18 protein-coding genes and 1 pseudogene are annotated in these 21775 nt (G+C 63.4%); 8 read left to right on the plus strand and 11 right to left on the minus strand.

The window, feature by feature from the left end:
• The first annotated feature begins 18 nt into the window (after positions 1-18).
• The 3 genes from FS777_RS12880 to FS777_RS12890 all read left to right on the plus strand — a co-directional run bounded on the left by FS777_RS12880 (position 19) and on the right by FS777_RS12890 (position 3984).
• Positions 19-387, plus strand: coding sequence for a hypothetical protein (locus FS777_RS12880; protein ID WP_145255842.1), 369 nt, complete (start codon positions 19-21; stop codon positions 385-387).
• A 22-nt stretch (positions 388-409) separates the two neighbouring features.
• Complete coding sequence (locus FS777_RS12885) at positions 410-2881, plus strand: UvrD-helicase domain-containing protein (RefSeq protein WP_145255845.1); 2472 nt, start codon at positions 410-412, stop codon at positions 2879-2881.
• Positions 2882-3057: 176 nt separating this feature from the next.
• Positions 3058-3984 carry an alpha/beta fold hydrolase gene (locus tag FS777_RS12890; protein ID WP_058605934.1) on the plus strand — a complete coding sequence of 309 codons (927 nt, stop codon included), beginning with the start codon at positions 3058-3060 and terminating at the stop codon, positions 3982-3984.
• Between the two features lie 314 nt (positions 3985-4298).
• On the opposite strand, the gene FS777_RS12895 is transcribed toward FS777_RS12890, so the two are convergent.
• The 3 genes from FS777_RS12895 to FS777_RS12905 all read right to left on the minus strand — a co-directional run bounded on the left by FS777_RS12895 (position 4299) and on the right by FS777_RS12905 (position 6102).
• On the minus strand, positions 4299-4868 hold the full coding sequence (locus FS777_RS12895) for a hypothetical protein (RefSeq protein WP_058638013.1): 570 nt from the start codon (positions 4866-4868) through the stop codon (positions 4299-4301).
• Between the two features lie 78 nt (positions 4869-4946).
• Entirely contained in the window at positions 4947-5333 is a 387-nt protein-coding gene (locus FS777_RS12900; protein WP_058638012.1) for a VOC family protein, read from the minus strand.
• A gap of 148 nt (positions 5334-5481) precedes the next feature.
• The gene (locus FS777_RS12905) at positions 5482-6102 is read right to left on the minus strand and encodes a biliverdin-producing heme oxygenase (protein ID WP_145255848.1); all 621 of its coding nucleotides are present in this window, start codon (positions 6100-6102) and stop codon (positions 5482-5484) included.
• A gap of 118 nt (positions 6103-6220) precedes the next feature.
• Between FS777_RS12905 and FS777_RS12910 the strand changes: the two genes are divergently transcribed.
• Complete coding sequence (locus tag FS777_RS12910) at positions 6221-6712, plus strand: GNAT family N-acetyltransferase (RefSeq protein WP_058638016.1); 492 nt, start codon at positions 6221-6223, stop codon at positions 6710-6712.
• A gap of 164 nt (positions 6713-6876) precedes the next feature.
• Here FS777_RS12910 and FS777_RS12915 read toward each other — a convergent pair whose 3' ends face one another.
• Positions 6877-8247 carry an 8-oxoguanine deaminase gene (locus FS777_RS12915; RefSeq protein ID WP_058638010.1) on the minus strand — a complete coding sequence of 457 codons (1371 nt, stop codon included), beginning with the start codon at positions 8245-8247 and terminating at the stop codon, positions 6877-6879.
• Between the two features lie 192 nt (positions 8248-8439).
• Here FS777_RS12915 and FS777_RS12920 point away from each other — a divergent pair, with 192 nt between their 5' ends.
• Positions 8440-9651 carry an MFS transporter gene (locus FS777_RS12920; RefSeq protein ID WP_078478494.1) on the plus strand — a complete coding sequence of 404 codons (1212 nt, stop codon included), beginning with the start codon at positions 8440-8442 and terminating at the stop codon, positions 9649-9651.
• Here the strand turns inward: FS777_RS12920 and FS777_RS12925 are convergent.
• Positions 9621-10556, minus strand: coding sequence for a LysR family transcriptional regulator (locus tag FS777_RS12925; RefSeq protein ID WP_078478495.1), 936 nt, complete (start codon positions 10554-10556; stop codon positions 9621-9623). The genes FS777_RS12920 and FS777_RS12925 overlap by 31 nt on opposite strands.
• Positions 10557-10795: 239 nt before the next feature.
• Between FS777_RS12925 and FS777_RS12930 the strand changes: the two genes are divergently transcribed.
• Positions 10796-11347, plus strand: a complete 552-nt coding sequence (locus tag FS777_RS12930; RefSeq protein ID WP_145255851.1) for a sterol desaturase family protein — start codon at positions 10796-10798, stop codon at positions 11345-11347.
• Here FS777_RS12930 and FS777_RS12935 read toward each other — a convergent pair.
• From FS777_RS12935 to fni, 5 genes and pseudogenes are all read right to left on the minus strand, one after another.
• Positions 11271-12203: pseudogene (locus tag FS777_RS12935) on the minus strand (phytoene/squalene synthase family protein); the annotation flags it as partial. The gene FS777_RS12930 and the pseudogene FS777_RS12935 sit on opposite strands and share 77 nt — an antisense overlap.
• A complete protein-coding gene (locus tag FS777_RS12940; protein ID WP_058638006.1) occupies positions 12200-13690 on the minus strand; it encodes a phytoene desaturase in 1491 nt (496 codons plus the stop codon). The pseudogene FS777_RS12935 and the gene FS777_RS12940, both read right to left, overlap by 4 nt.
• Positions 13687-14853 (minus strand): lycopene beta-cyclase CrtY, encoded by a 1167-nt coding sequence (gene crtY / locus FS777_RS12945; RefSeq protein WP_058638005.1) that lies wholly within the window; start codon positions 14851-14853, stop codon positions 13687-13689. Before crtY ends, FS777_RS12940 begins: the two co-directional genes overlap by 4 nt.
• Positions 14838-16115: a glycosyltransferase gene (locus tag FS777_RS12950; RefSeq protein WP_058638015.1), complete on the minus strand. Its 1278-nt coding sequence runs from the start codon at positions 16113-16115 to the stop codon at positions 14838-14840. The genes crtY and FS777_RS12950 overlap by 16 nt, the downstream gene beginning before the upstream one ends.
• Positions 16112-17158: a type 2 isopentenyl-diphosphate Delta-isomerase gene (gene fni / locus FS777_RS12955; RefSeq protein WP_058638004.1), complete on the minus strand. Its 1047-nt coding sequence runs from the start codon at positions 17156-17158 to the stop codon at positions 16112-16114. The genes FS777_RS12950 and fni overlap by 4 nt, the downstream gene beginning before the upstream one ends.
• 186 nt (positions 17159-17344) lie before the next feature.
• Between fni and FS777_RS12960 the strand changes: the two genes are divergently transcribed.
• Positions 17345-18322 carry a polyprenyl synthetase family protein gene (locus FS777_RS12960; protein ID WP_078478499.1) on the plus strand — a complete coding sequence of 326 codons (978 nt, stop codon included), beginning with the start codon at positions 17345-17347 and terminating at the stop codon, positions 18320-18322.
• Positions 18323-18542: 220 nt separating this feature from the next.
• Here FS777_RS12960 and FS777_RS12965 read toward each other — a convergent pair whose 3' ends face one another.
• On the minus strand, positions 18543-19958 hold the full coding sequence (locus tag FS777_RS12965) for a PLP-dependent aminotransferase family protein (protein ID WP_078478500.1): 1416 nt from the start codon (positions 19956-19958) through the stop codon (positions 18543-18545).
• Positions 19959-20281: 323 nt separating this feature from the next.
• Here FS777_RS12965 and FS777_RS12970 point away from each other — a divergent pair, with 323 nt between their 5' ends.
• Positions 20282-21691, plus strand: a complete 1410-nt coding sequence (locus FS777_RS12970) for an amino acid permease (RefSeq protein WP_145255854.1) — start codon at positions 20282-20284, stop codon at positions 21689-21691.
• Positions 21692-21775: the final 84 nt, after the last annotated feature.

A 21775-nucleotide genomic window follows, 5' to 3' on the forward strand; every position in this document is an offset into this window, starting at 1 on the left:
AGCGCTTGACAGGCATCCATGCCTGTCACCTCCCTCCGCAAGACCTGCGTTCGGCCTTCTGAAGTCGCGAAGATCAAGATCAAGATCAAGATCAAAAGCCAAAGCAAGATCAAGATCAAGATCAAGATCAAGAATAATGGCAGCTACCGGGAATTAAAAGTTGCAACTTTGAAGGTATTAAATAACTTCAATGAATGGATTGAAGCTTGCGCACTGCCCCAGGCTACAATTACGCCCTCGTGGGAGCGGCCTCGTGCCGCGATGGGCCGCGCAGCGGCCCCATGGTCACCTACCCTGCACCCCCCACCCCCGCCAACCACCGACCCAGACGTTTTCCCACGCATTCGCTGGCGCTTTTGCGCCATTGCGGCGAACATTGCCGGCTGATTTTGCTGCCAACGGAGTGACTGTGGCCAACGAGCAACCCAAGGCCCTCGCCGAACTGACCCCACCCACACGCCTCCCCTGGCTCAAACGGCTCATCGCCCAGTGCCTCGGGCGTGGTCTGACCCGCATTCAGGCGCAACACCCTCACTCCTGGTGGCTAGGCCATGCCGATGGCCAGCACCAAGGCCGGGGCGAAGGCGAACGCGCCGGGTTCGAACGGGGCCATGCGCAAGGGTACGAGGCAGGCCAGCAAGTGCTGGTCATCCGTGACCACCGCCCCGACACCCCAGCCATTCCCGGCCAGGACGATCACCTGTTCGAAGACTGGCGCCTGGCCCTGACCGCCGAGCTGAAGAAACGCTTCAAGGCCGACGTTGCCCAGCGCCTGCCCAGCCACGCGCAACCCAGCGCCGCGCAATGGAAACTGATCTTCAGCGACACACCGTCCACCTGCGTGGTGGCCGGGGCAGGGGCGGGCAAATCGACCTCCCTGGTGCTGCGAATCTTGCTGCTGCGTCACTACCTGGGCTACGAACTCGATGCGATGACGGTCGTCACCTTCACCCGTGAGTCGCGCAAGGACTTCATCAAACGCTTGGTGCAGGTATTCGCGCTGTGGGACGTTCACCTGCAACCGGCACAAGCGCGCGAACTGGTCCGCACCTTCCACTCCCGCATCCTGCCGCTGGTGCGCAGCTTGCCTGGGTTCGAGCAGGTGCGCGCGTTCGAGACCCTGGGCAACGAGATGCCCGCCGGGCGTGAGGCCGAGGCGGACAGCAACCCGTTCGACCTGCGCCTGAACGATGCCCAGCGCCAACAGCTCAATCATTGCTACAGCGCCCTGCTGGCGCACAGCCCCCGCTTTGCCGAGCTGATCGGCCACTTGCGCAACGAAGCCTTGCAACTCAAGCCACTGGACCCGGACAACCCCGAGGTGCAGAAACGCGCCCAGGTGACGCAACTGGCCGCGCAACGCGATGAAGAGCTGTGCGATGTGATCGAGGACCTTTGGTTCGCAGCGGGGGCCTGGCCAATCCAGGGCATTGAGCCGATGCGTGACACCGTTGAGATCCGTGGGTGCCGTTTTCATGTCCACGGCCGCTTGGGTGCCACCGGGCCATGGGTGGTGTTGGGCTTCGACCCTTCCGAGAGCGCCCAGTACCAACGACCCGGTGCCAAGCTCGCCGTACGCGCAGAGTGGGCAGTCAAACGAACCCTGTTGCAGGCATTCTGCGATCAGCCGTTGATCTGGCTGGACAACTACGCCATGGCCCGGCGCCTGGCCGCTTCGCTGGCAGGTGACGCCGTGGCCGGGCCTGGGTTCGAATACAAGGTCAAGGGCGAGCTGTCGGCCGCGCCGCTGCTCGACGCATTCGTTAGCGCCGCGAGCTTTATCGAAAACCTCGGCCTGGAAGTGAACACGGCTATTGCCGACATGCGCTTTGTGCCAGGCGACAGCGACGCGCTGTTCTTCGAAGCGTTGGCCCTTTACTGGAAAGCGTTCGAAGCGCATTTGCTCGACCAGGTCCCTCCGGTCATGAGCTACAACCGCATGTTCGCGCTGTTCGGGGAAAACAACCCGGAAAACCTGCAACTGTTGCCCGACCCGCTGTTGCGGCCGCTGGCCCACCTGATGATCGATGAATTCCAGGACGTCTCGCCGCAAATCGTCAGCTGGCTGCGGGCGTCCTTGCGTGAAATCCGCAGGCGCGGCCCCGGCCTGAATGTCGGTCGCCATGCTCAACACTCTTCCCTATTGTGCGTGGGCGATGACTGGCAGTCGATCTATGGCTGGCGAGGCAGCTCGCCCAAGTACTTCACCGAATTCACCAAGGCGTTTCCGACGCCCGCCAGCACACGGGTAATGATGGTGGAGAACTATCGCTGCCAGCAGCAGGTGATCGATGCCGCCGAGCACCTGGTCAAGGGCACGTCCACCATCGCCGGCAAGAAGGCCCGGGCCGCTGGCCCTGCCGCTGAACTTGCAGGCTCTCCGGTCAAGGTCTTCGAGCGTGACGAGGCCGCCTTGGGCCAGACCCTCATCGAGCATTACCAGCGCGGCGAGTCGGTGCTGATGCTCTACCGCAAGGGCAATGACCGGGCGGCGATGAGCGAACACCTGGAAGCTGTGCTTCAAGCCGAGGCAGCGGTGCCCCCCGAGCAGCGGCGTCTTCGCCAACTCACCTACCACAGCGCCAAGGGCTTGCAGGCCGATGCGGTGTTCATGCTGGGCGACTGCCAGTACCTGACCAGCTCGCCCTACAAGAACCAGGTCTATCGCCAGGCGGGCCTGGGCAAGGCGGGCGACCCGCAGCCGTTCGATACCGCCCAGAAGGAGGAGGTGCAGCGCTTGGCCTATGTGGCCGTGACCCGAGCGGTGCAGCATTGCTACTGGCACGTGGAGCCGGCCAATGGCGATGCCGCCGTGGCCGCTCGCGCTTCCAGCCGTGTGGATGGCCGTCAGGACTGTTTCGAAGACTGCCGGGGTCGGTGACGGTTAAGTCACCGTCGGTAAGGGGCCAGTGGTGGCCCCTGGCTTGCGCCAAGGTGACCTGTCGGCGGCCTGCGCGCTCCGGCGCAAGGGTTGCCGCAGACGACAGGCGTCGTGGAACGCGGTGGCGTGTTCGGTCTGGTGTACCTGCATCAGGCTGCCGATCAGGAAGCATACCCATGCGATCAACCACCACACCCAAGGATCACCCGCTGGACATCAATGGCATCGAAGTGGCTGTGCGCTGCTGGGGGCCGGAGGATGGCATTCCCGTACTGGCCTTGCATGGCTGGTTGGACAACGCCGCCTCGTTCGAGCGCCTGGCACCCCTGCTCGATGGCTGTTTCGTGGTAGCCCCCGACCTGGTCGGCCATGGGCGTTCCGACCATCGGCGCCATGACAGCGGCTACTACCTATGGGAGCACGCCGAGGACATGCTGTCGGTCACCGAAAGCCTTGGCATGCGGCAATTCCATGTACTGGCCCACGGCATGGGCAGCGGTGTGGCTTCGCTGCTGGCGGCCATGACCAGCGCGATTGCGAGCATGACCTTCCTCGACGGCATGGGGGCACCGTTCACCGTGGCCGAGCATGACCGCGTGCAGCACCTGGCACGGGCCTATCGCCTCAAGCGCATGGTCCAGCGTACGCAGATGCAGGGCTTCAACGAGCCGGATGTGCAACGCTTCGACGATTTGGACAGCGCGCTGGCTCAGCGTCGTGAACGGCTCGACACCGACTTGTCGCAAGAGGCTGCGAGGTTACTGGCGCTGCGCGACCTGCTCCAGCTCAACGACGGTTATTGCTGGCGCCACGACCCGCGGTTGGTGCTGCCTGAGCCCATGCCGCTCACCGAGCCTGAGGCATGCGATCTGCTGAGCCAGATTCGCTGCCCGCTGTACCTGATGTTTGGCCGGCAGGGCGCTTTCACTGGCGAAGCCTTCGGCCGCCGTGAAGCGGCATTGCCGCCACAGGCGAAAGTGTCTTGGCATCCTGGCGGCCATCATTTTCACCTCGATGCGCCAGACCGTGCCTTGGTTGATCAACTGCTGCGTATCCTCGCGCGCCATGAAGGCGGTGTGTTGCAGCGCTTGGTCAACGAATAGCGCCCACACACGGTTGCGCCGTTCGTTCAAGCGCGGTGTCGGCCGGTACGGGGACACTGGGGGCTCCCGTCATTCTGGAGTTGCCCATGCGCTACCTCTACGCCCCTGTGTTTTTCTTTGGGTTCATAGGCGCTGCCCTGGCAGTGGCGATGAACACCTATCTGTTTTGGTAGCTGCCCTTGCTGGTGGGCATAGTGCTGGTGGCTGTCGGTGCGCCCGAGTCGCCCCGTCACCAGGCAGTGGTCCTCGGCCAGCCAGATCTCGCCCTGCCAACTTGGCTGCGCTGCACCGTTCATGGCCACAGTGAAGGCGTGTCAGTCAAAGTAGCCTCGCAGGCTGAAATTGTACCCAGTATCCACGGCGGAGTTCGCCACACGCCCAGTACGCTTGTTCAAGACGAACTCGAAGGTCGGTTCGTACAGGCCATCACACAGGCAGGCGCCGGCCAGGACTTCGACGTCATACCAGCCGTTGTCCAGTTCGATCACAGGGCGGCCCGGCTCACGGTAGCGCGCCAGCAAGTCGCCCAGGGTCTTGGGGGTGAAGTACTGGAGGATACGCCAGGTGTACAGCATCACAGCGCCATGCTCGATCTTCAGCGAATAACCACCGCGCTGGTGCTTGAGACGGCTGCTCGCCTCGCGCAATTTGGGCGTTTGCCCATCGAGCGTGAACACCACGTGGTAGGGAAGGTTGTCAACGCCGGCCACAGGCAGCACGACGCCGTCGCGTACGGCCTTGTCGCCGCTGTCATGGTGGGTGAATTCGTAGGCCAGATCGTCAGGCAGGCCATGCTCCTGCTTGAAGCGCTCGAGCAGTTGGATGTCACCTAGCAGGAAGTAGTCGACCAGGTCGTTGAGCACTTCGTCGAACTCATGACGCATCGTGTGTCCTTGGGCAACGATCGGTAGGGCTGCGCCCGTCGGGATGTTGGACGGGCGCAGGCGGTGGGCAGGCGCCAGTCAGTGTAACTGCGTAATCTGGATGAGGTTGCCGCAGGTGTCGTCGAAGATTGCAGTCATGACGTTATCGACCTCGGCGGGTTTCTGATGGAACTGGACACCGGCAGCGGATAGCCGGATGTATTCGCCTTGTATGTCTCGCACGGCAAAGATTGCGGTGGGTATGCCGTCTTCTTTGAGCGCGGCCTTGTACGCTTTCGACGCAGGGTGCACCTCTGGCTCCAGTTGCAGTTGCACGCCGTTGGGGTCGTTGGGTGAGGTCAGGGTCAGCCAGCGGTGCTGGCCCATGGCGAGGTCTTGTTTAGGTTCGAAGCCCAGTACGTAGTGATAGAAGGCAAGCGCTTTGGCTTGGTCGTCGACAAGAATACGGGTGAGCATGATCTTCATGGGCGCACACCTATGCTGGGGTCGTTACGTATCAGTAAAGACGGCCCTTGACGTTTGGCAATGCAGCCCAGTATCAAATCGCGTCTTTGATCACGCCATCGGTGCATCAGGGCCGCAAACTGGTCAATGGCCGGCGCAGCACAAGCGTTCAGCCTTTGGAAGTGTCCGTAGTGGTGTGCAGGTCAGCGGCGAATACCTCGGTGACCTTCGTCCGATAAGCTTCGAAGGCTGCAATGGCACCGGCGATCACGTCAGCTTCTTGTTGTTCATCGAGCGCAAGGCCGTCGATTGCGCTCACGAACGCCTTCCAGTGCTGGGCGCGTCCTTGCGGGTGGGCTGCCAGGTGCCGCGCACCCAGGCTTTCGTCCAGGCCAAGGCGCTGGGTGTGCTTGAACAAGAACGCGGCGCCCAGGTTCGAACCCTCGCTGCAATACAGCCAGCCCAGTGCCTGGGCCGGGTCTACCTTCACCCTCGCCGGCAAGGCAGGTGGCAGTTGGCCCAGGTCGCGAATGTCCTGCTCGACCGCAGCGAGCCGCGACAGCGACGAGAGGCCCGGCAGCCACGCATTGAGGTGGGGGTCCTCGTAAAGTCCGTGGAGGCTGCCGTGAAAGTGATGCTGTACCAGCAGGAAGCGCCCATAGCGCGCTCTGTCCTCAAAGGGGTGCGCGGCCATGACCAACTGATCGACACTGTCATGTTCGCGGTGGGTGGCCGCTTTGAGGCGTTTGCAACGGCTTGTCTCCAGGGGTGACACGGGTACTGCGATCATTCGGTGAGTCCGTCGCGGGCAGAAAGGCATCCATGATGCGTGGCGGTGAGCATCGCAGCAAGCATCAGGCGCGGTTATCATGGCCGCCGTATCGTTCAGACCCAAGGAAAAGCCGGTCATGTCTTCGCTTCAGTTCCGTACGCCGTCCCTTGAGGACGCCAGCCGCTGCCACGCCATCGAGATCGGTGCCTACGAGGGAGACGAAGCTGCCACGCTGGAAAAGATCCAGACGCGCATCAGTCAGTACCCACAGGGGTTTCTGTTGCTCGAAAGTGATGGAGAGATCGTTGGCTTCATCAACAGCGGCTGCGCCCATCAGGTGGTGATGTCGGACGAAGCGTTCAAGGAACTGGTGGGGCATGACCCCGATGCCCCCAACGTAGTGATCATGTCGGTGGTGGTCGACCCGGCGTATCAGGGCCAAGGTCATGCCAAGCGATTGATGGAAGCGTTCATCCTGCGAATGAAAGCCTGCGCGAAGCAGACCATCCACCTGATGTGCAAAGAACAGCACGTACCGCTGTACCGCAAGCTGGGTTATCAGTACGTCCAGCCTTCACCTTCCGAGCACGGCGGTATGGCGTGGCATGAGATGGTAATGGTGCTGTGAGCCATTGCCGGGCGGCGTCAGGTAGGGCCGCACTGCGGCCCACCGGCGGCAAGCGCGACGCTACAGGTTGAACCTGCCGGTGAGCTGGGGCTGGCTTGCTGGTGATGGGCTGTCATGCAGCCCCAGAGGCACAAGACAGCCAGCATCACGAGGCGGCGCCTCTATCAGCCTGCGACCAACTGATGGGCCAGGCGGTTGTGACGTTCGAGTACCCGTGGTAGGTCGACAGTGACCAACTGACCATCCCTGACCACCACCTTGCCGTTGATGACGCTGGTATGCACCTGGGTCGGGGTGCAGAACACCAGCGCTGCAAGCGGGTCATGATGCCCGCCGGCGTAGGCGACATGGCCCAGGTCGAAGGCGACGAAATCAGCGACCATGCCCGGTGCCAGTGCGCCGATGTCATCGCGGTTGAGCACCTTGGCGCCGCCCAGGGTCGCGATTTCCAGCGCTTCGCGGGCCGTCATCGCATCCGGGCCAAACCCCACGCGTTGCAGCAGCAGGGCCTGGCGGACCTCGCCGATCATGCTGGCACCGTCGTTGGACGCCGAACCGTCCACCCCGAGCCCGATCGGTACGCCATGATCGCGCATGGCGCGCACCGGGGCGATACCTGAAGCCAGGCGCATGTTCGAGCATGGGCAATGGGCGACCCCGGTGCCGGTGCGGGCGAACAGTTCGATGCCATGCTGGTCCAGTTGCACGCAGTGCGCGTGCCACACGTCGGGCCCGACCCACCCCAAATCCTCGGCATACTCGGCAGGGGTCATGCCGAATTTTTCTCGGCTGTAGGCAATGTCGTTGACGTTTTCGGCCAGGTGCGTGTGCAGCGATACGCCATGCTGGCGAGCCAGAACAGCCGCTTCGCGCATCAGGTCGCGGCTGACCGAGAAGGGCGAGCAGGGCGCCACCACGATCCGGCGCATCGAGCCATGGCTGGCATCATGGTAGTCCTCGATCAGGCGTTGGGACTCCTTGAGGATATCCGCTTCCTTTTCCACTACCGAGTCCGGCGGCAGCCCGCCCTGGCTCTGGCCCACGCTCATGCTGCCGCGGGCGGCGTGAAAACGCATGCCGATTTCGGCAGCCGCATGGATGCTGTCGTCGAGCTTGCATCCGTTGGGGTAGATGTACAGATGGTCGCTCGAGGTGGTGCAACCGGAAAGGATCAGCTCGGCCATGGCCGTCTGGGTCGAGACCGCAATCATCTCGGGGGTGAGCCGTGCCCAGATCGGGTACAGCTGGGTGAGCCAGTTGAACAGCTCGCCGTCCTGGGCGGCTGGCACCACCCGCGTCAGGCTCTGGTACATGTGATGGTGGGTGTTGACCAGCCCGGGGATGACCACCTTGCCGGACATGTCCAGCACCTCGTCCGCCTGTTGGGGCAGGGTATCGCTGGGGCCGACTTGCTTGATCAGGTTGTCTTCGATGTACAGGCCACCGCCGCGGATTTCGCGGCGCTCGCCATCCATGGTGACGAGCAGTTGGGCATGCTTGATCAGGAGCGTTCTTGGTGCGTGTGAAGATGACATGGTCGATGCCTGTTGCAATACGCGCCGGCGATGGCCAGCGTCGTAGGCGACGCGGCAATGTAATCAGGAAATGATCAAGTTGTATACATTGACCGTATTTGTGAATGTGCGTCACCTCATATGTGAAAATCGGCCAGAAATAAGACTTCTGCGATCGAATAAACTGGCAGCCAATGTCTTGAGAGTTCTTCCATGTCTGCCGCATCCACCACCGCTTCACCCGTTGACGAAGCTCCACGGGCAGCCATCAGCATTGCCATCCTCGCGTTCTCCGCTTTCCTGATTGTCACCACCGAGTTTCTCATTGTGGGCCTGTTGCCTGCCCTGAGCCGCGACCTGGGGGTGTCCATCTCCATGGCTGGACAACTGGTCACGCTGTTCGCATTCACAGTCATGCTGGCAGGGCCGTTCCTCACGGCCATGCTGGCGCATCTGGAACGTAAACGGCTGTTCATCACCATCTTGCTGGTTTTTGCCGCGGCCAATGCCCTGGCGGCCGTGGCCGATAACTTCTGGGTACTGGCCATTGCACGTGTCATACCGGCATTGGCGTTGCCGGTGTTCTGGGGTACTGCCAGCGAGACGGCCGGGCACCTCGCCGGGCCCGAGCATGCAGGGCGTGCGGTATCGAAGGTTTACCTGGGCATCTCTGCCGCCATGCTGCTGGGCATCCCGCTGGGCACGTTGGCCGCTGACGCGTTGGGCTGGCGTGGCGCCTTCGGGGCGCTGGCGGTGCTTTCCCTGATGATGGCCGTGGCGATGGGCGTCTGGATGCCCCACGTAGCCCGCACCGCCAGGGTGGATTTCGCCCGTCAGGCGCGGATTTTCACCGAACGCTTCTTCGTAGCGAACGTGCTGCTGTCGATTCTGGTGTTCACCGCCATGTTCACCGGCTACACCTACCTGGCCGACCTGCTCGAGCGTGTGGCGGGTGTGGCCCCGGCTCACACCGGTTGGTGGCTGATGGGCTTCGGCGCCGTTGGCCTGCTGGGCAACTGGATCGGGGGGCGCGCCGTCGACCACTCCGTTCTCAAGGCCACCGCGGGCTTTCTGGTGCTGCTGGCGATCGGCATGGCAGCGCTGGTGCCCTTGGCCCATGCAGGCCTGGTGTTCTGCCTGGCGCTGGCGTTGTGGGGTATCGCCAACACCGCGCTTTACCCGGTCTGCCAAGTGCGCGTAATGGCGTCGGTGACCCACGCCAAGGCGCTGGCCGGTACCGCCAACGTATCGGCTGCCAACGCCGGCATCGGCCTGGGTGCGGTGCTTGGTGGCATGACCATCGACGGGCTGGGGGTTGCTTATCTGGGCTATGTGGCCGCCGCAGTCGCTGTGCTGGCGCTGCTGGCAGTGCCCGTAGTGGGCAGGCTGGCGCCTCAGACGGGTTCGGCGGTACGTGTGCCGTGAGGGGCGAGCCTGGGCAACAGGTAATCGAGCAGTGCACGCACTTTGGGTAGGTGCTCGCGACGCTTGAGCCAGACCAGGTTCATTGGCAACCCGTCGGTTGCCAGCTCCGGTAGCACCTCGACCATCCGTCCATTATCGAGGTGCTGCTGGGTCAACCAGGTGGGTAGCTGACCTATGCCATGGCCGGCCAGCACCGCCGCGACCTCACCTTCGCCATCGCCCACGGCGATGCGCGGCTGTACCGTGCGACGCTCCATCTCCCCAGGCTGGCGCCCCTTGAAGAACCAAGGGCTGACCAGGCCGTCGGTGTGCCCATAGCCCACGCAGTGGTGATGCTCCAAGTCCTCCTCGCTTTGCGGAGTACCGTAAATGTCGAGGTAGTCGGGGGCTGCGCAGAACATCAGGCGCTGGGCGCCAAAGTACTGATGGCCCAGGGCAGCGGGCCAGGTATCGGGGCCGCCGATGCGCACCACGATGTCGATGCCTTCCTGCACCGGGTCGACGAAACGGTCGGAAAACGAGACGTGCGGCTGCAGCAGCGGATGCTGCCGGGTAAACGCCAGGATCAGCGGCAGCACATGCAAGCGCCCATAGGAGGCGGGCAAGTCGATGCGTACCCGTCCGTGAGGTTCATTACCCGTAGTGGCGAGGGTGTGTTCGACTTCTTCCAGATCGGCCAGCACCGAGGTGCAGGTGCGGTAGAAAACCACGCCTGCCTCGCTCAGCGACAACCGGCGGGTGGTGCGCTCGAACAGGCGAACGCCCATGCGCGCCTCGAGGCGCGCGATACTCTTGCTGACCGCCGAGCTGGTAAGGCTCAGTCGCCCGGCCGCTGCCGTGAAGCTGCCGAGGTCGGCGACCGCGACGAAGACGTCGATCCCTTTGAGTCGTTCTGAGGAGTGCATGACCGGCCTTTACATGGGTTCGTGGGGCAGACCCCGGCAGCATAAGGGATCCTGTGATGGCGTTTTAGGGTAATAGCGTCGGGAGACAGGCCTGTGTAGTGCGTCGGCAATGGAACACCAGCCCATCTTGCACACTCATAGGCTTTGCGCCAGCGCCTTGGGTAGATCATGCTGTACCGACCCGGCCCTGATGCACCAAAGGACTGCCCCATGTTCCCTTTTGCCTGGATAGCCTGCGCATGACCCTGACGTTGCTCACCTTTTTCGGCACCCTGGCCGCCATGGAAGGCGTGGCCTGGTTTGCTCACAAGTACATCATGCATGGCTTCGGCTGGGGCTGGCACCGCTCGCACCACGAGCCGCGTACCGGGATCTTCGAGAAGAACGACCTGTACGCCGCGGTGTTCGCCGTGCTGGCGATCATGCTCATCGCCCTGGGCAATGCCGGTTGGTACCCGTTGCAATGGGTAGGCGCAGGCATGACGGCCTATGGGGTTCTGTATTTCGTCGCCCACGACGGCCTGGTGCACCGGCGCTGGCCTTTCAAAGTGGTGCCGCGCAAGGGTTACTTCAAGCGCCTGTACCAGGCACATCGGCTTCATCATGCCGTACAGGGACGCGAAGGCTGTGTGTCGTTCGGTTTTCTGTATGTCCCCACTATCGAGCGACTGCGCCAGCAACTTCGGGCACTGCATGGCGGGCCGCTGCGGGCGAAGGGCGCTGCCACAGGCGAGCCGGGCGTTGGGGGTAGCGACGCAGTCGACAGCTCAGCGCCTGCCAAAACCCCGTGACCAAGGCACCGACCTTTTCGCGTTTTGACGTAGACAGCCGCCCGTCCCAGGCGTCGATCCCGGCGCTGTCGACCTTCAGGCCGATGCGCCGGTATACCTGACCAGCCGTGGCCACTGCCCACGCCGAGCGCAGCGGCAAGGCCGGCAGCCCCGCCTGGGCGCTGGCGTAGTAGGGCTCGGCCTGGGCGACCAGGCGCCTGGCCAGGGTGGCGACGGCTGCGCGGTGACGCACATCGGCCAGGTCGTCTGCACTGAGGTCGAATTCCGACAGCCAAGCCTGGGGCAAGTAACAGCGCCCGACCTTGGCATCATCGACGATGTCTCGGGCGATGTTGGTCAGCTGCATGGCCAGGCCCAGGTCGCAGGCCCGGTCAAGCACGCGCGCCTCCTGAACGCCCATGACTCTGGCCATCATCAGGCCCACCACACCTGCCACGTGATAGCAGTAGACCATGACCTCATCCAGGGTCTGGTAGCGGCAGGCGGACACGTCCTGGGCGAAGCCTTCGAGCAGGTCGAAGGCTTCGGCGCGGGGGATGCCGTGGCGCCTGGCCACTTCGCGCAGTGCGGCGAAGGCCGGTTGATCCACGGGCAAGTCCGCGCAGGCGGCTTCGGTCTGGCGCTGCAGATCCAACAGGCGCACTTGCGCTTCTTCCTGGCTGATGACCACCGCATCATGCCCGGCTTGCTGCCCATCGATCACGTCATCGCAATGGCGGCACCAGGCATACAACAGTACGGCGCTACGCCGAGTGTGCGCATCGAAGAGCCGGGCTGCTGCGGCAAAGCTCTTCGAACCCACGGCAATGCTGTGTTCGGCATGGGCAAGCAACTGGTCGTGGGACGGTGCGGTCATGCGCCCAGGTCCTCGAGCATCAGCCCTGCCGTGGCCTTGGCCGAGGCGATCACGCCAGGTACACCGGCCCCCGGGTGCGTGCCTGCGCCCACCAGGTACAGGTTGCTCACTTGGCTGTCACGGTTGTGCGGGCGGAACCAGGCGCTCTGGGTCAGGATCGGTTCCAGGGAAAACGCCGAACCCAGGTGCGCATTGAGTTCCTCACGGAAGTCCAGCGGCGTGAAGGTGCGGCAGGTGACCAGGTCCTCGCGCAGGCCAGGAATGTAGTGACGTTCCAGGTAGTCGAGAATCTTGTCCCGGAACCGTGGCCCTTCCACCTCCCAATCGATGGCCGCGTTGCCCATGTGCGGTACGGGCGCCAGCACGTAGTGGCTCGAGCATCCTTCCGGAGCGAGGCTCGGGTCGGTGGCGCAAGGGGTGTGCAGGTAGAGTGAAAAGTCTTCGGCAAGCTCATGACCGTTGAAGATTTCGTCGATCAGCTCCCGGTAGCGCGGGCCAAAGCAGACCGTGTGATGGCGCAGTTGCGGCTGGGTGCGCTTGAGGCCGAAGTGCACCACGAACAGGGAGTTGCTAAAGCGCTTGCCCTTGAGCCGCTTGCCTTCCTGTTCACCCCGTGGATGCTCGCCCAGCAGGTCGGAGTAGGTGTGCACCACATCGGCATTGGAAGCGACTGCGTCTGCCAGCCAGCGCCGCCCGTCCTGGGTGCGCACGCCGGTCACGCGGCTGCCTTGGGTTTCGAACGCGGCGACCTTGGCATTGAGCTCCAGGGCGCCGCCCAGGTCGGTGAACAACTTGGCCATGCCCTGCACCAGGGCGCCGGTGCCGCCTTTAGGGAACCACACACCCCAGGTGCGCTCCAGCGCATGGATCAAGGTATAGATCGAGGACGTGGCGAAGGGGTTACCCCCGACCAGCAAGGCGTGGAACGAAAACGCCTGGCGCAGTTGGTCATCCTGGATGAACCGCGCCACCATGCTATAGACGCTGCGCCAGGCCTGCAGGCGAGCCAACTGCGGCCCGGCATGCAGCATGTCGCGAAAAGACAGGAACGGCACCGCGCCGAGCTTGATGTAACCTTCTTGCAGCACGGCTTTGGAATAGGCCAGGAACTGTCGATAACCTTCCACGTCCTTGGGCTCGAAGGCCTCGATCTGGCGTTCCAGGTCGGCCTGGTCATTGCCATAGTCGAAGGCCCGCCCATCCTCCCAGCACAGGCGGTAGAACGGCGTTACCGGCAGCAACTCCACGTAATCCTGCATAGGCCGGCCGGCGAGGGTGAACAGGGCTTCGATGGCGCTTGGGTCGGTGATCACCGTGGGGCCTGCGTCGAAGGTAAAGCCTTGGTCGTTGTAGACGTAGGCGCGGCCACCGGGTTTGTCGCGTGCCTCGAGCAAGGTGGTGGGGATACCCGAGGCCTGCAGGCGAATGGCCAGGGCCAGGCCGCCAAGGCCTGCCCCAATGACCAGGGCGGATCGTTCGTTGCTCATGGATAGTCCTTGAAATGGGCAGGAGAGTGTCGCAAGGCAGCCTTCATGGCCTCGCCTACGGGCACAGGCGGCTTGCCGCACAGGATCCGCAGACGATCACGCAGCGTACTCTGGCCTGCGTAGAAACGGGCGATCAGCCCATCAGGCAATCGATAAAAGCGCTGCATCACCTGCCAGCGACGGTTCGGCCGGCCGGCCAGAAACAGCATTCGGTTGAGCAGGCGGTAGAACCCTTGTTCACGCCAGCGTCGGTGAAGGTAGGCGCCCAACGCGGGCTTGAGTGACGCCGTATCATCCAGCGCTTGCGTCGCCAACCAGTCGGCTAGGCGCACGGCATCGGGCAGTGAATAGCCCGTGGTGCAGTGGAACAATCCGGCTCGTAGGCCAACGGCGAGCGCCCCTTGCTGCTCGTTCCACCAAGCAGGAAAGTCGTCGGCCAGGATGATCGGCAATACGCCCTGTTCTTCACGCAGGCACTCGGCGACGTGCCAGCCGCGCTGCTGCAGGTAGCGTTCGATGTGCTGGCGCAGCTGCTCTGCGGCGGGCGCCTGGCTGTCGACGTAATGGGTGTCCTCCACCAGCAGGGTGTCGGCCGTGAAGGGCAGTACATAGACGAAGCGATAGCCTTCGCCCTGGGGTACCCGCGCATCCATCAGAATCGGTGTCTCTAAGCCATGGGGGGCCGTCAGGCGCACGATCTGCCCAAGGAATGCTTGCTGGCCGAGCACCCGGTGAGAGCTGTGCTGCATGCCCCGGCCATCGATCACTACCGCGGCGTGCAAGGTTTCGCCGCTGGTGAGTGTGACGTGGCTGGCACCCACTTCAGCGACAGCGCAGCCCGTGCGCAAGCTCGGGCCGAGGGCAGGGGTGATCACCTGGGCGAAACGCTCGCTGGTGATGCTCGCATAACCGCCTTCCATACGCCTGGAAAAAGCCGGGAAGTGCACGTGGTACGCAGGCCAGCGCTGCTCGACCAGCGGGGCCAGCCAGCGTTGTTGCTCGGGAGTGAGGTCGGCGTCATGGAAGGACCAGGTGTGGTTCCCGCCCAGGGCCGGCCCGTGTTCCAGGCACAGCACGCGCAATTGCGGGCGCAAATGCTGGAGTCGCCAGGCGATCAGGCCGTTGGCCAACCCACCACCTACCAGGATCAGGTCATAGGGCACGGTGTGTTCTCCGAAATGCTGGGTTGGCCACTGTGCAGCGCGGCTTCGATGAGGCTGGCAGCGTGCTGTACGCCACCGCAGGCGGCAAGCTCGGCTTCCAGCGCGGCATCACGTGGTGCAGCTTCATCAAGCAGCTGACGCAACGTCTGGCCAATGGCAGCTACGCTGGCTCGTTTGGAGAGTACCCGCCCCAAGCGGTGATGGCGCACCCGCGCAGCCACGCCAGGCTGATCGAATGCAATCGGCATGACCAGCAACGGTGTGCCGGCGCACACGGTATCGAGCACCGTGTTCAAGCCGCCATGGCTGATCACCACATTGGCTCGCCGCACCGCCCAGTGCTGAGGGGCGAAGTCGGTCACGACGGTGGCGCCAATCTGGCGCAGCCTGGCCTGCTGATGGGCATCCAACCCACCGCAGTGCGCCACCAGCAACTGGGCATCCAGGCGTCGGCAAGCCTTGGCAATACGTGCGAACAGATCGAACCGGTGGCCCTGGAGCGTCCCCAGGCTTGCGAATACCAAGGGCTTGCCGGGTTCGAAAGACCAGTTGGGGCTCGCCTGAGAGGGCGTGCTGCGTAACGGGCCGACGGCGTGAAAGTGTTTGGGCAGACCCACTCTGGGGAAATCCAAGTGCAAGGGTGTCTGGCTCAACTGGGCCAGTGGCGAGAGAAATTCATGGGCGCCGCTGCGCGGTTGCAGCCCGTGGCGATGACAGGCCTGCAGCAAGGTGTCGTGCAGCGGGCGCATGAGCCAGTCATGGACCTGAACACTGCCTTCGTAGAGGCGCGCATCCAAGCCCAGCCCGAACGGCATCACGGGCAATGGCAAGCCTGGCTCGCGATTGATTGGCAATGCACAGGCCACTGAAAAGAACGGCAGTTTGCAAGCCTCGGCCACCAAGCCGCCTGCGGGCTCCATCTGATCGCAAATCATCGCATCGACCCGATGTTCACTGAGCGCCTGCGGCAGGTTGCTGATCAGCATTGCCGTGGTGTGCGCCAGCTGTTTGATCAAGCGACGCAGGCGCAGCGGCCCGGCGGGGTCAGCCACGCGGCGCATGGCAAGGTCAAGGCTGCCCGGCGGGCACTCGGCATGGCCGATGGCGACGAAGCCCACTCGCCTGTCGCTCAGCCAGCGTTCGGCTTCAGGCTGGTGAAAGAAACTGACCCGATGGCCGCGTTCGATCAATTCGCCGCCCAAGGCTTGCATCGCTGCAAAATGGCTAGGGTAGGGCGGGGCAATCAGGGCGAAGTGGCTCATTTGATGTCTAACTGGGCGTTGACCAGTCGGGCCCGGCGCAACTGCGCCAGCGTGGCCGAGCCTGTGCAGAAGCAGGCGATACGCAGTTGCCGGATGATCACGTCGAAATGCGAGACCACCGCTTCGGTGGATGCCATTGCAGAGGTCAGCACCCCGGCAGCCTGGCCCACCAGGTCCGCCCCCAGGCGGATGGCCTTGGCCGCGTCCACGCCATCGCGGACCCCACCCGAGGCGATCAGGCCAACCGTCGGCACGGCGCGGCGCACGGCAAGCAGGCTATGGGCGGTCGGGATGCCCCAGCCGCTGAAGGCCATCGCCACCGCACGCTCGGCAGGGTCATTGGCACGCTCGGCCTCCACCGCGGCCCAGCTTGTGCCGCCGGCACCGGCCACATCGATCATGGACACGCCAGCGTCGTACAGTTGCCGCGCAACGCCTGGCGAAATACCAGCGCCTACCTCCTTGACGATGATGGGCGCGTGAAGCTGCCCGGCAACGTGCTCGATGCAGGCGAGCACCCCGTTCCAGTTGCGGTCGCCCTCGGGCTGAACGGCTTCCTGCAGGGGGTTGAGGTGAATGATCAGGGCGCTGGCATCGAGTGTATCGACCGCGCGACGGGCAAGGTCCAGGCCATCGGCCTCGCGTAACTGGGCCGCGCCCAGGTTTGCCAAAAGCGGGACATCGGGTGCAAGCCTTCTCAGCTCTGTGGTCAGTCCCTGGTCCTGGCCGCTGCGCAAGCTGACTCGCTGCGAACCCACACCCATGGCCAGGCCCAAAGCCTGCGCAGCTTCGGCCAGGTGCTGGTTGATGAACCGTGCGCGATCAGCCCCGCCAGTCATCGAACTGATCAACAGCGGTGCGCGCAGTGCCATGCCGAACAACTCGGTACCCAGGTCGACGTCTTCCAGGGCCATTTCAGGCAGTGCACAATGTTCGAAACGCAGCGCTGACCACCCAGCGTCGACCCCGTGCGAGGTACTGCCGGTGGCCAGGACGATATCCAGGTGATCATCCTTGCGTTGACTCAACGGGCTTTTGTTCATGCCGGCTCCACTGCCAGGGAATCATCCTGAGGTACGTGCGGTCTGTGTGCTTAAGACAGACAAGTTGTACAACACTACCCGTTTTGTATAGCTAAGCTCATAAAAAGCACAGCATCAGGCAACGGCGCCTATCAGTCGTTCCTTTTTCATCTACGGTCAATGGGCCGCCCACATCGAGAGGCAAGGATGACGACCATCGCCCCCCCGCACAGCGCTGGCGCTGATCACGATCAGTCACTGGCCGTCGCACATGCGGCCGTAGAGGCCCGGCTGGCAGCCTTGCTGCCATCGGCAGGTCACGAGCGCGACCTCGTGGTTGCGGCCATGCGCGACTGTACCCTGGCGCCAGGCAAGCGCTTGCGGCCCCTGTTGTTACTTTTTACGGCACAGGGTCTGGGCGCATGCCCACACGCAGCGCTCGACCTCGGCTGTGCCGTCGAGATGGTACATGCAGCTTCCCTTGTGCTGGACGATCTGCCGTGCATGGACAACGCCGCCTTGCGCCGCGGCCGCCCTACCTTGCACCTGGCTTTTGGCGAAGACGTGGCTGTGTTGACGGCCATCGCCTTGCTCTCCCGTGCGTTTGGGGTTGTGGCGGGGTTGCAGACGGTCGGGCCGGATGTGCGCAGCGACCTAGTGGTGACCCTCACCTCGGCCATCGGTGCCGATGGGCTGGTCAAGGGGCAGTTGCAGGATCTGCGTGACGGTGCACGGCCGCGGACGGCGGCTGAAATTGCCGAGACCAATCAACTCAAGACCGGGGCCTTGTTCTCGGCCCTGCTAGGCATGGCCGGCCGGCTGGCGGGGGCTGGCGCCAGCCAGCAGGGCACCCTGCTGAAATTGGCGGGGGAGTTGGGGCAGGCGTTTCAGTTGCACGACGACTTGCACGACCGTGACCCGGAAAGTGGCAAGAGCATGGGGTTGGACCAGGGCAAGTCGACCCTGCTGGCGATGTGTGGCGAAATGCAGGTGCGCCAGCGGTTGGAAGCCCATTTGCAGAGCGTCGAACAGTGCCTGAACAGCCTGGGCCTTGGGACCTCGCCGATCGGTGGGGTATTGCGCAAGGTGTTCGCATCGAAGGGTGTGCAGGCTGCCGGCAGCACCGTATGGCGTCAGGGCCTGGGTGGTCTTGCGGTAGGTGGAGCGGTCGTGCATCACGTCTAAGGCGCAGGGCGTTGCGCCAATCCAAAGGTCTACGCAGTCCCTGTAGGAGCGGCCCTTGTGCCGCGATGGGCCGCAAAGCGGCCCCGGCGAAATGAGCTGCGAAGCTTAAATCCTGGGGCCGCTGCGCGGCCCATCGCGGCACAAGGGCCGCTCCTACAGGGGGCCGCGTAACCTGTGAAGCTCAAGCCAGAGCGCCGCAGCAATAGCGTGCTCACTGACCCTATCGCCTGGCATGCCGGGCAAATACCGTTTCCAGCAGTTCCCACATGACCGGGTCCAGGCTGAACGCCACGTTGAAACGCATCCAGCCCGTTGCCCTGGCATCGACCATGAACAACTGCCCGGGGCCGAGCATGATGCCTTTTTCGAGCGCGTCATCGAGCAACAGCGCGCTGTCGGGGATCGAGGGATGCCGGGTCCAGATGTACATCCCCTCGTCCGATTCGGTGAACAGCTCGAAGCCTAGCCGGTGCAGATGCTCACCCACCCGTTGATGCGCCTCGGCCAGGCGTTGACGCAGGCGCTTGAGGTGCTTGCGCCAGCGACCGTCGATGATGGCGGCATAGACGACCCGCTCCATGACCTGCGAAGTGGTCAGGCCCGAGCGCATTTTCAGGTGTACCAGCTGTTGCGCCAGTTCAGGATTGGCCAGCAGATAGCCCACCCGCACATTGGGCGAGATGCTTTTCGAGTAACTGCCCACGTAGACCACCTGCTGCAGGTGGTCCAGGCTGGCGAGGCAGGGTTGAGGATCGGCGATCATGTCGGCGTACAGGTTGTTTTCGACCAGCCGGAAACCATGCTGGTTAGCCAGTTGCAGCAGGCGGTGCAGCTGGGGCAACGGCGTGCGCGAGCACGTCGGGCTGTGCAGGTGAGGCTGGGTGAAGAAAGCCGTGGGCCTATGTTGCGCCAGCAACCGCTCAAGCTGATTGAGGTCGTAGCCATTGGGCGTGCGCGCCACCCCCAGCAGCGTTGCGCCTTGGGTGCGCAGTATGCTCATCAGGTTGGGATAGCCAGGATCGTCCACCAGTACCACGTCACCTGGCCGGACCAGCGTACGCACGGCCAGGTCCAGGGCCTGGCTGGCGCCGTGGGTCAACATCAGCTGAGCGGGGTTGGCGACGATCGACAAATCCTGCTGCAGGTTCTGCGCCGTCAATGCGCGTAGTTCGGGTAACCCCATGGGGTCGCCGTAACCGGACAGTTCCAGTGGGCTGCCAGCCACCTGCCGCAGCCCTCGGCGCAGGCCATCTTCGTACATCCAGTCATTGGGCAGCCAGCCGCAGCCTGGCTTGAACGGCAACTGCCGGGTTTCGAAGATCTGCTGCAGGTACCACTCGGTGTTGAACGTTGGTCGGCTTGCATCAGGGTCAGCCGTGTGCGTGTCCAGGAGTTCAGCGGCGGCGCGATTGACGAAAAAGCCAGCGTTGCCACGGCTTACCAGCAACCCTTGGGCGACCAGGCGATCGTAGGCTTCCACCACGGTGAAGGTGCTGACCGAGTAGGTGGCGGCGAAGGCGCGGATCGACGGCACCTTGGCGCCAGGCTTGAGCGTCTGTGTGTCGATCAGGGTGCGCAGACCGTCGATGATCTGGTTGACCAACGGTGTGGAAGCGTCTGGGTTCAATTGCAGCATGGGGGACCTTCAGGTGTGTAACGCCAGGTGCTGGCCCGGTGTATAGGGTTGGCGACCTGTACAGTGCAGTGCGAGTTTCATGCCACTGTGCATGGCTCTCTGCGATGGACATTTTTACATTAGGTGTCGGATATCGCCACACAAAGCATGTTCAGTTCGCTCCAGGCCTCAGCCCTGGGGCGCGTCAGCAGGCCGCCATGGATGGCCTGCGTGTGTTCGTTCACACCTCCTGCGCGCATTAGCACTGATGTACAGGTGAAACCGCCAGCCATCGGGGTTTCACGGTTTTCCTTGGATAAAAAGAAGCACGGGGTACACAACTGATGGACGCAACATCCACAACCACCACCGCGAACGGCGGGCATGAGAGCAAGCTCAGTGCCTCGCTGAAGTCGCGCCACCTGACGATGATGTCCATCGCCGGGGTCATCGGCGGCGCCTTGTTCGTAGGATCCGGCAGCGTGATCCACAGCGCCGGGCCGGCCGCGGTGCTGGCCTACCTGGCAGGCGGCATCCTCGTGGTGCTGATCATGCGCATGCTTGGCGAAATGGCAACGTCTTCACCCGACACGGGCTCGTTTTCCACCTACGCCGACCGCGCCATCGGGCGCTGGGCCGGCTTCACCATCGGCTGGCTGTACTGGTGGTACTGGGTCATTCTCATGGCCTGGGAAGCCTACGTAGCCGGCAAGATCCTGCACGGGTTCTTCCCAGATGTGAGTGTCAACGTGTTCGTGCTGGCCACGACGTTGCTGCTGATCACGGTCAACTTCTTCAACGTCAAGCACTACGGTGAGTTCGAGTTCTGGTTCGCCCTGATCAAGGTCATCGCGATCGTCTGCTTCCTGATCGTCTGTACCGCAGCGGTGCTCAACATCTGGCAATTCGGCGAGGTGCGGGGCATTACCCACCTGACCGCCGAAGGGTTCATGCCCAATGGCATCACCACAGTCGTCGGGGCGTTGCTGGGGGTGATGTTTGCATTCCTGGGCGCCGAGATCGTGACCATCGCAGCCTCCGAGGCCAAGGACCCGGCAGCGCAGATCGTCAAGGCCACCAACTCGGTGGTATGGCGCGTGTGCCTGTTCTACGTAGGCTCGATCTTCCTGATCGTTTGCCTGGTACCGTGGAACGACCCGCACCTGGGCGTCTCCGGCTACGGCGCCTATCGCCGTACCCTTGAGCTGCTGGGCGTGCCTTACGCCGAGTTGCTGATGAACTTCGTGGTGCTGACCTCGGTGAGCAGCTGCCTGATCTCTGGCCACTACACCGCCTCGCGCATGCTGTTCTCCCTGGCCCAGCGTGGTGACGCACCGTCGTTCTTCAAGATCACCCGTGCCGGCACTGGCGTGCCGGTGTACGCGATCATGGGCTCGTGCGCGGTGGCAGTGGTGTGTGCGCTGATCAACTTCAGCGAGACCCTGCGCCCCAAGGACGTACTCGATACCCTGATGAACACCACGGGCATGATTGCCCTGCTGGTGTACCTGGTGATCGCGTTCTCCCAGCTGCGCATGCGCCGCAAGCTGATTGCCGAAGGCAAGGAAGTGCGCCTGAAAATGTGGCTGTTCCCGTGGCTCACCTACCTGGTGATCGCCTTCATCGTGGCGGCCCTGGTGACCATGGCGTTCATGCCTGACTACCAGATCCTGGTGATCTCCACCGGCATCGCGGCGGCGCTGGTGGTGGCGATGGGGGTTGTGCACCAGATGCGCAGCGCGCCTCGACACTAAGCCTCATTGGCTCTGCGAAGCGGCCGGTTCCCTCCAAGGGGCCGGCCGCTTCGCGTTTTGGGCGACAGATGGCATATGCTGGAG

It is taken from the genome of Pseudomonas sp. DE0157 (assembly GCF_007678615.1).
Classification (GTDB): Bacteria; Pseudomonadota; Gammaproteobacteria; order Pseudomonadales; family Pseudomonadaceae; genus Aquipseudomonas; species Aquipseudomonas parafulva_B.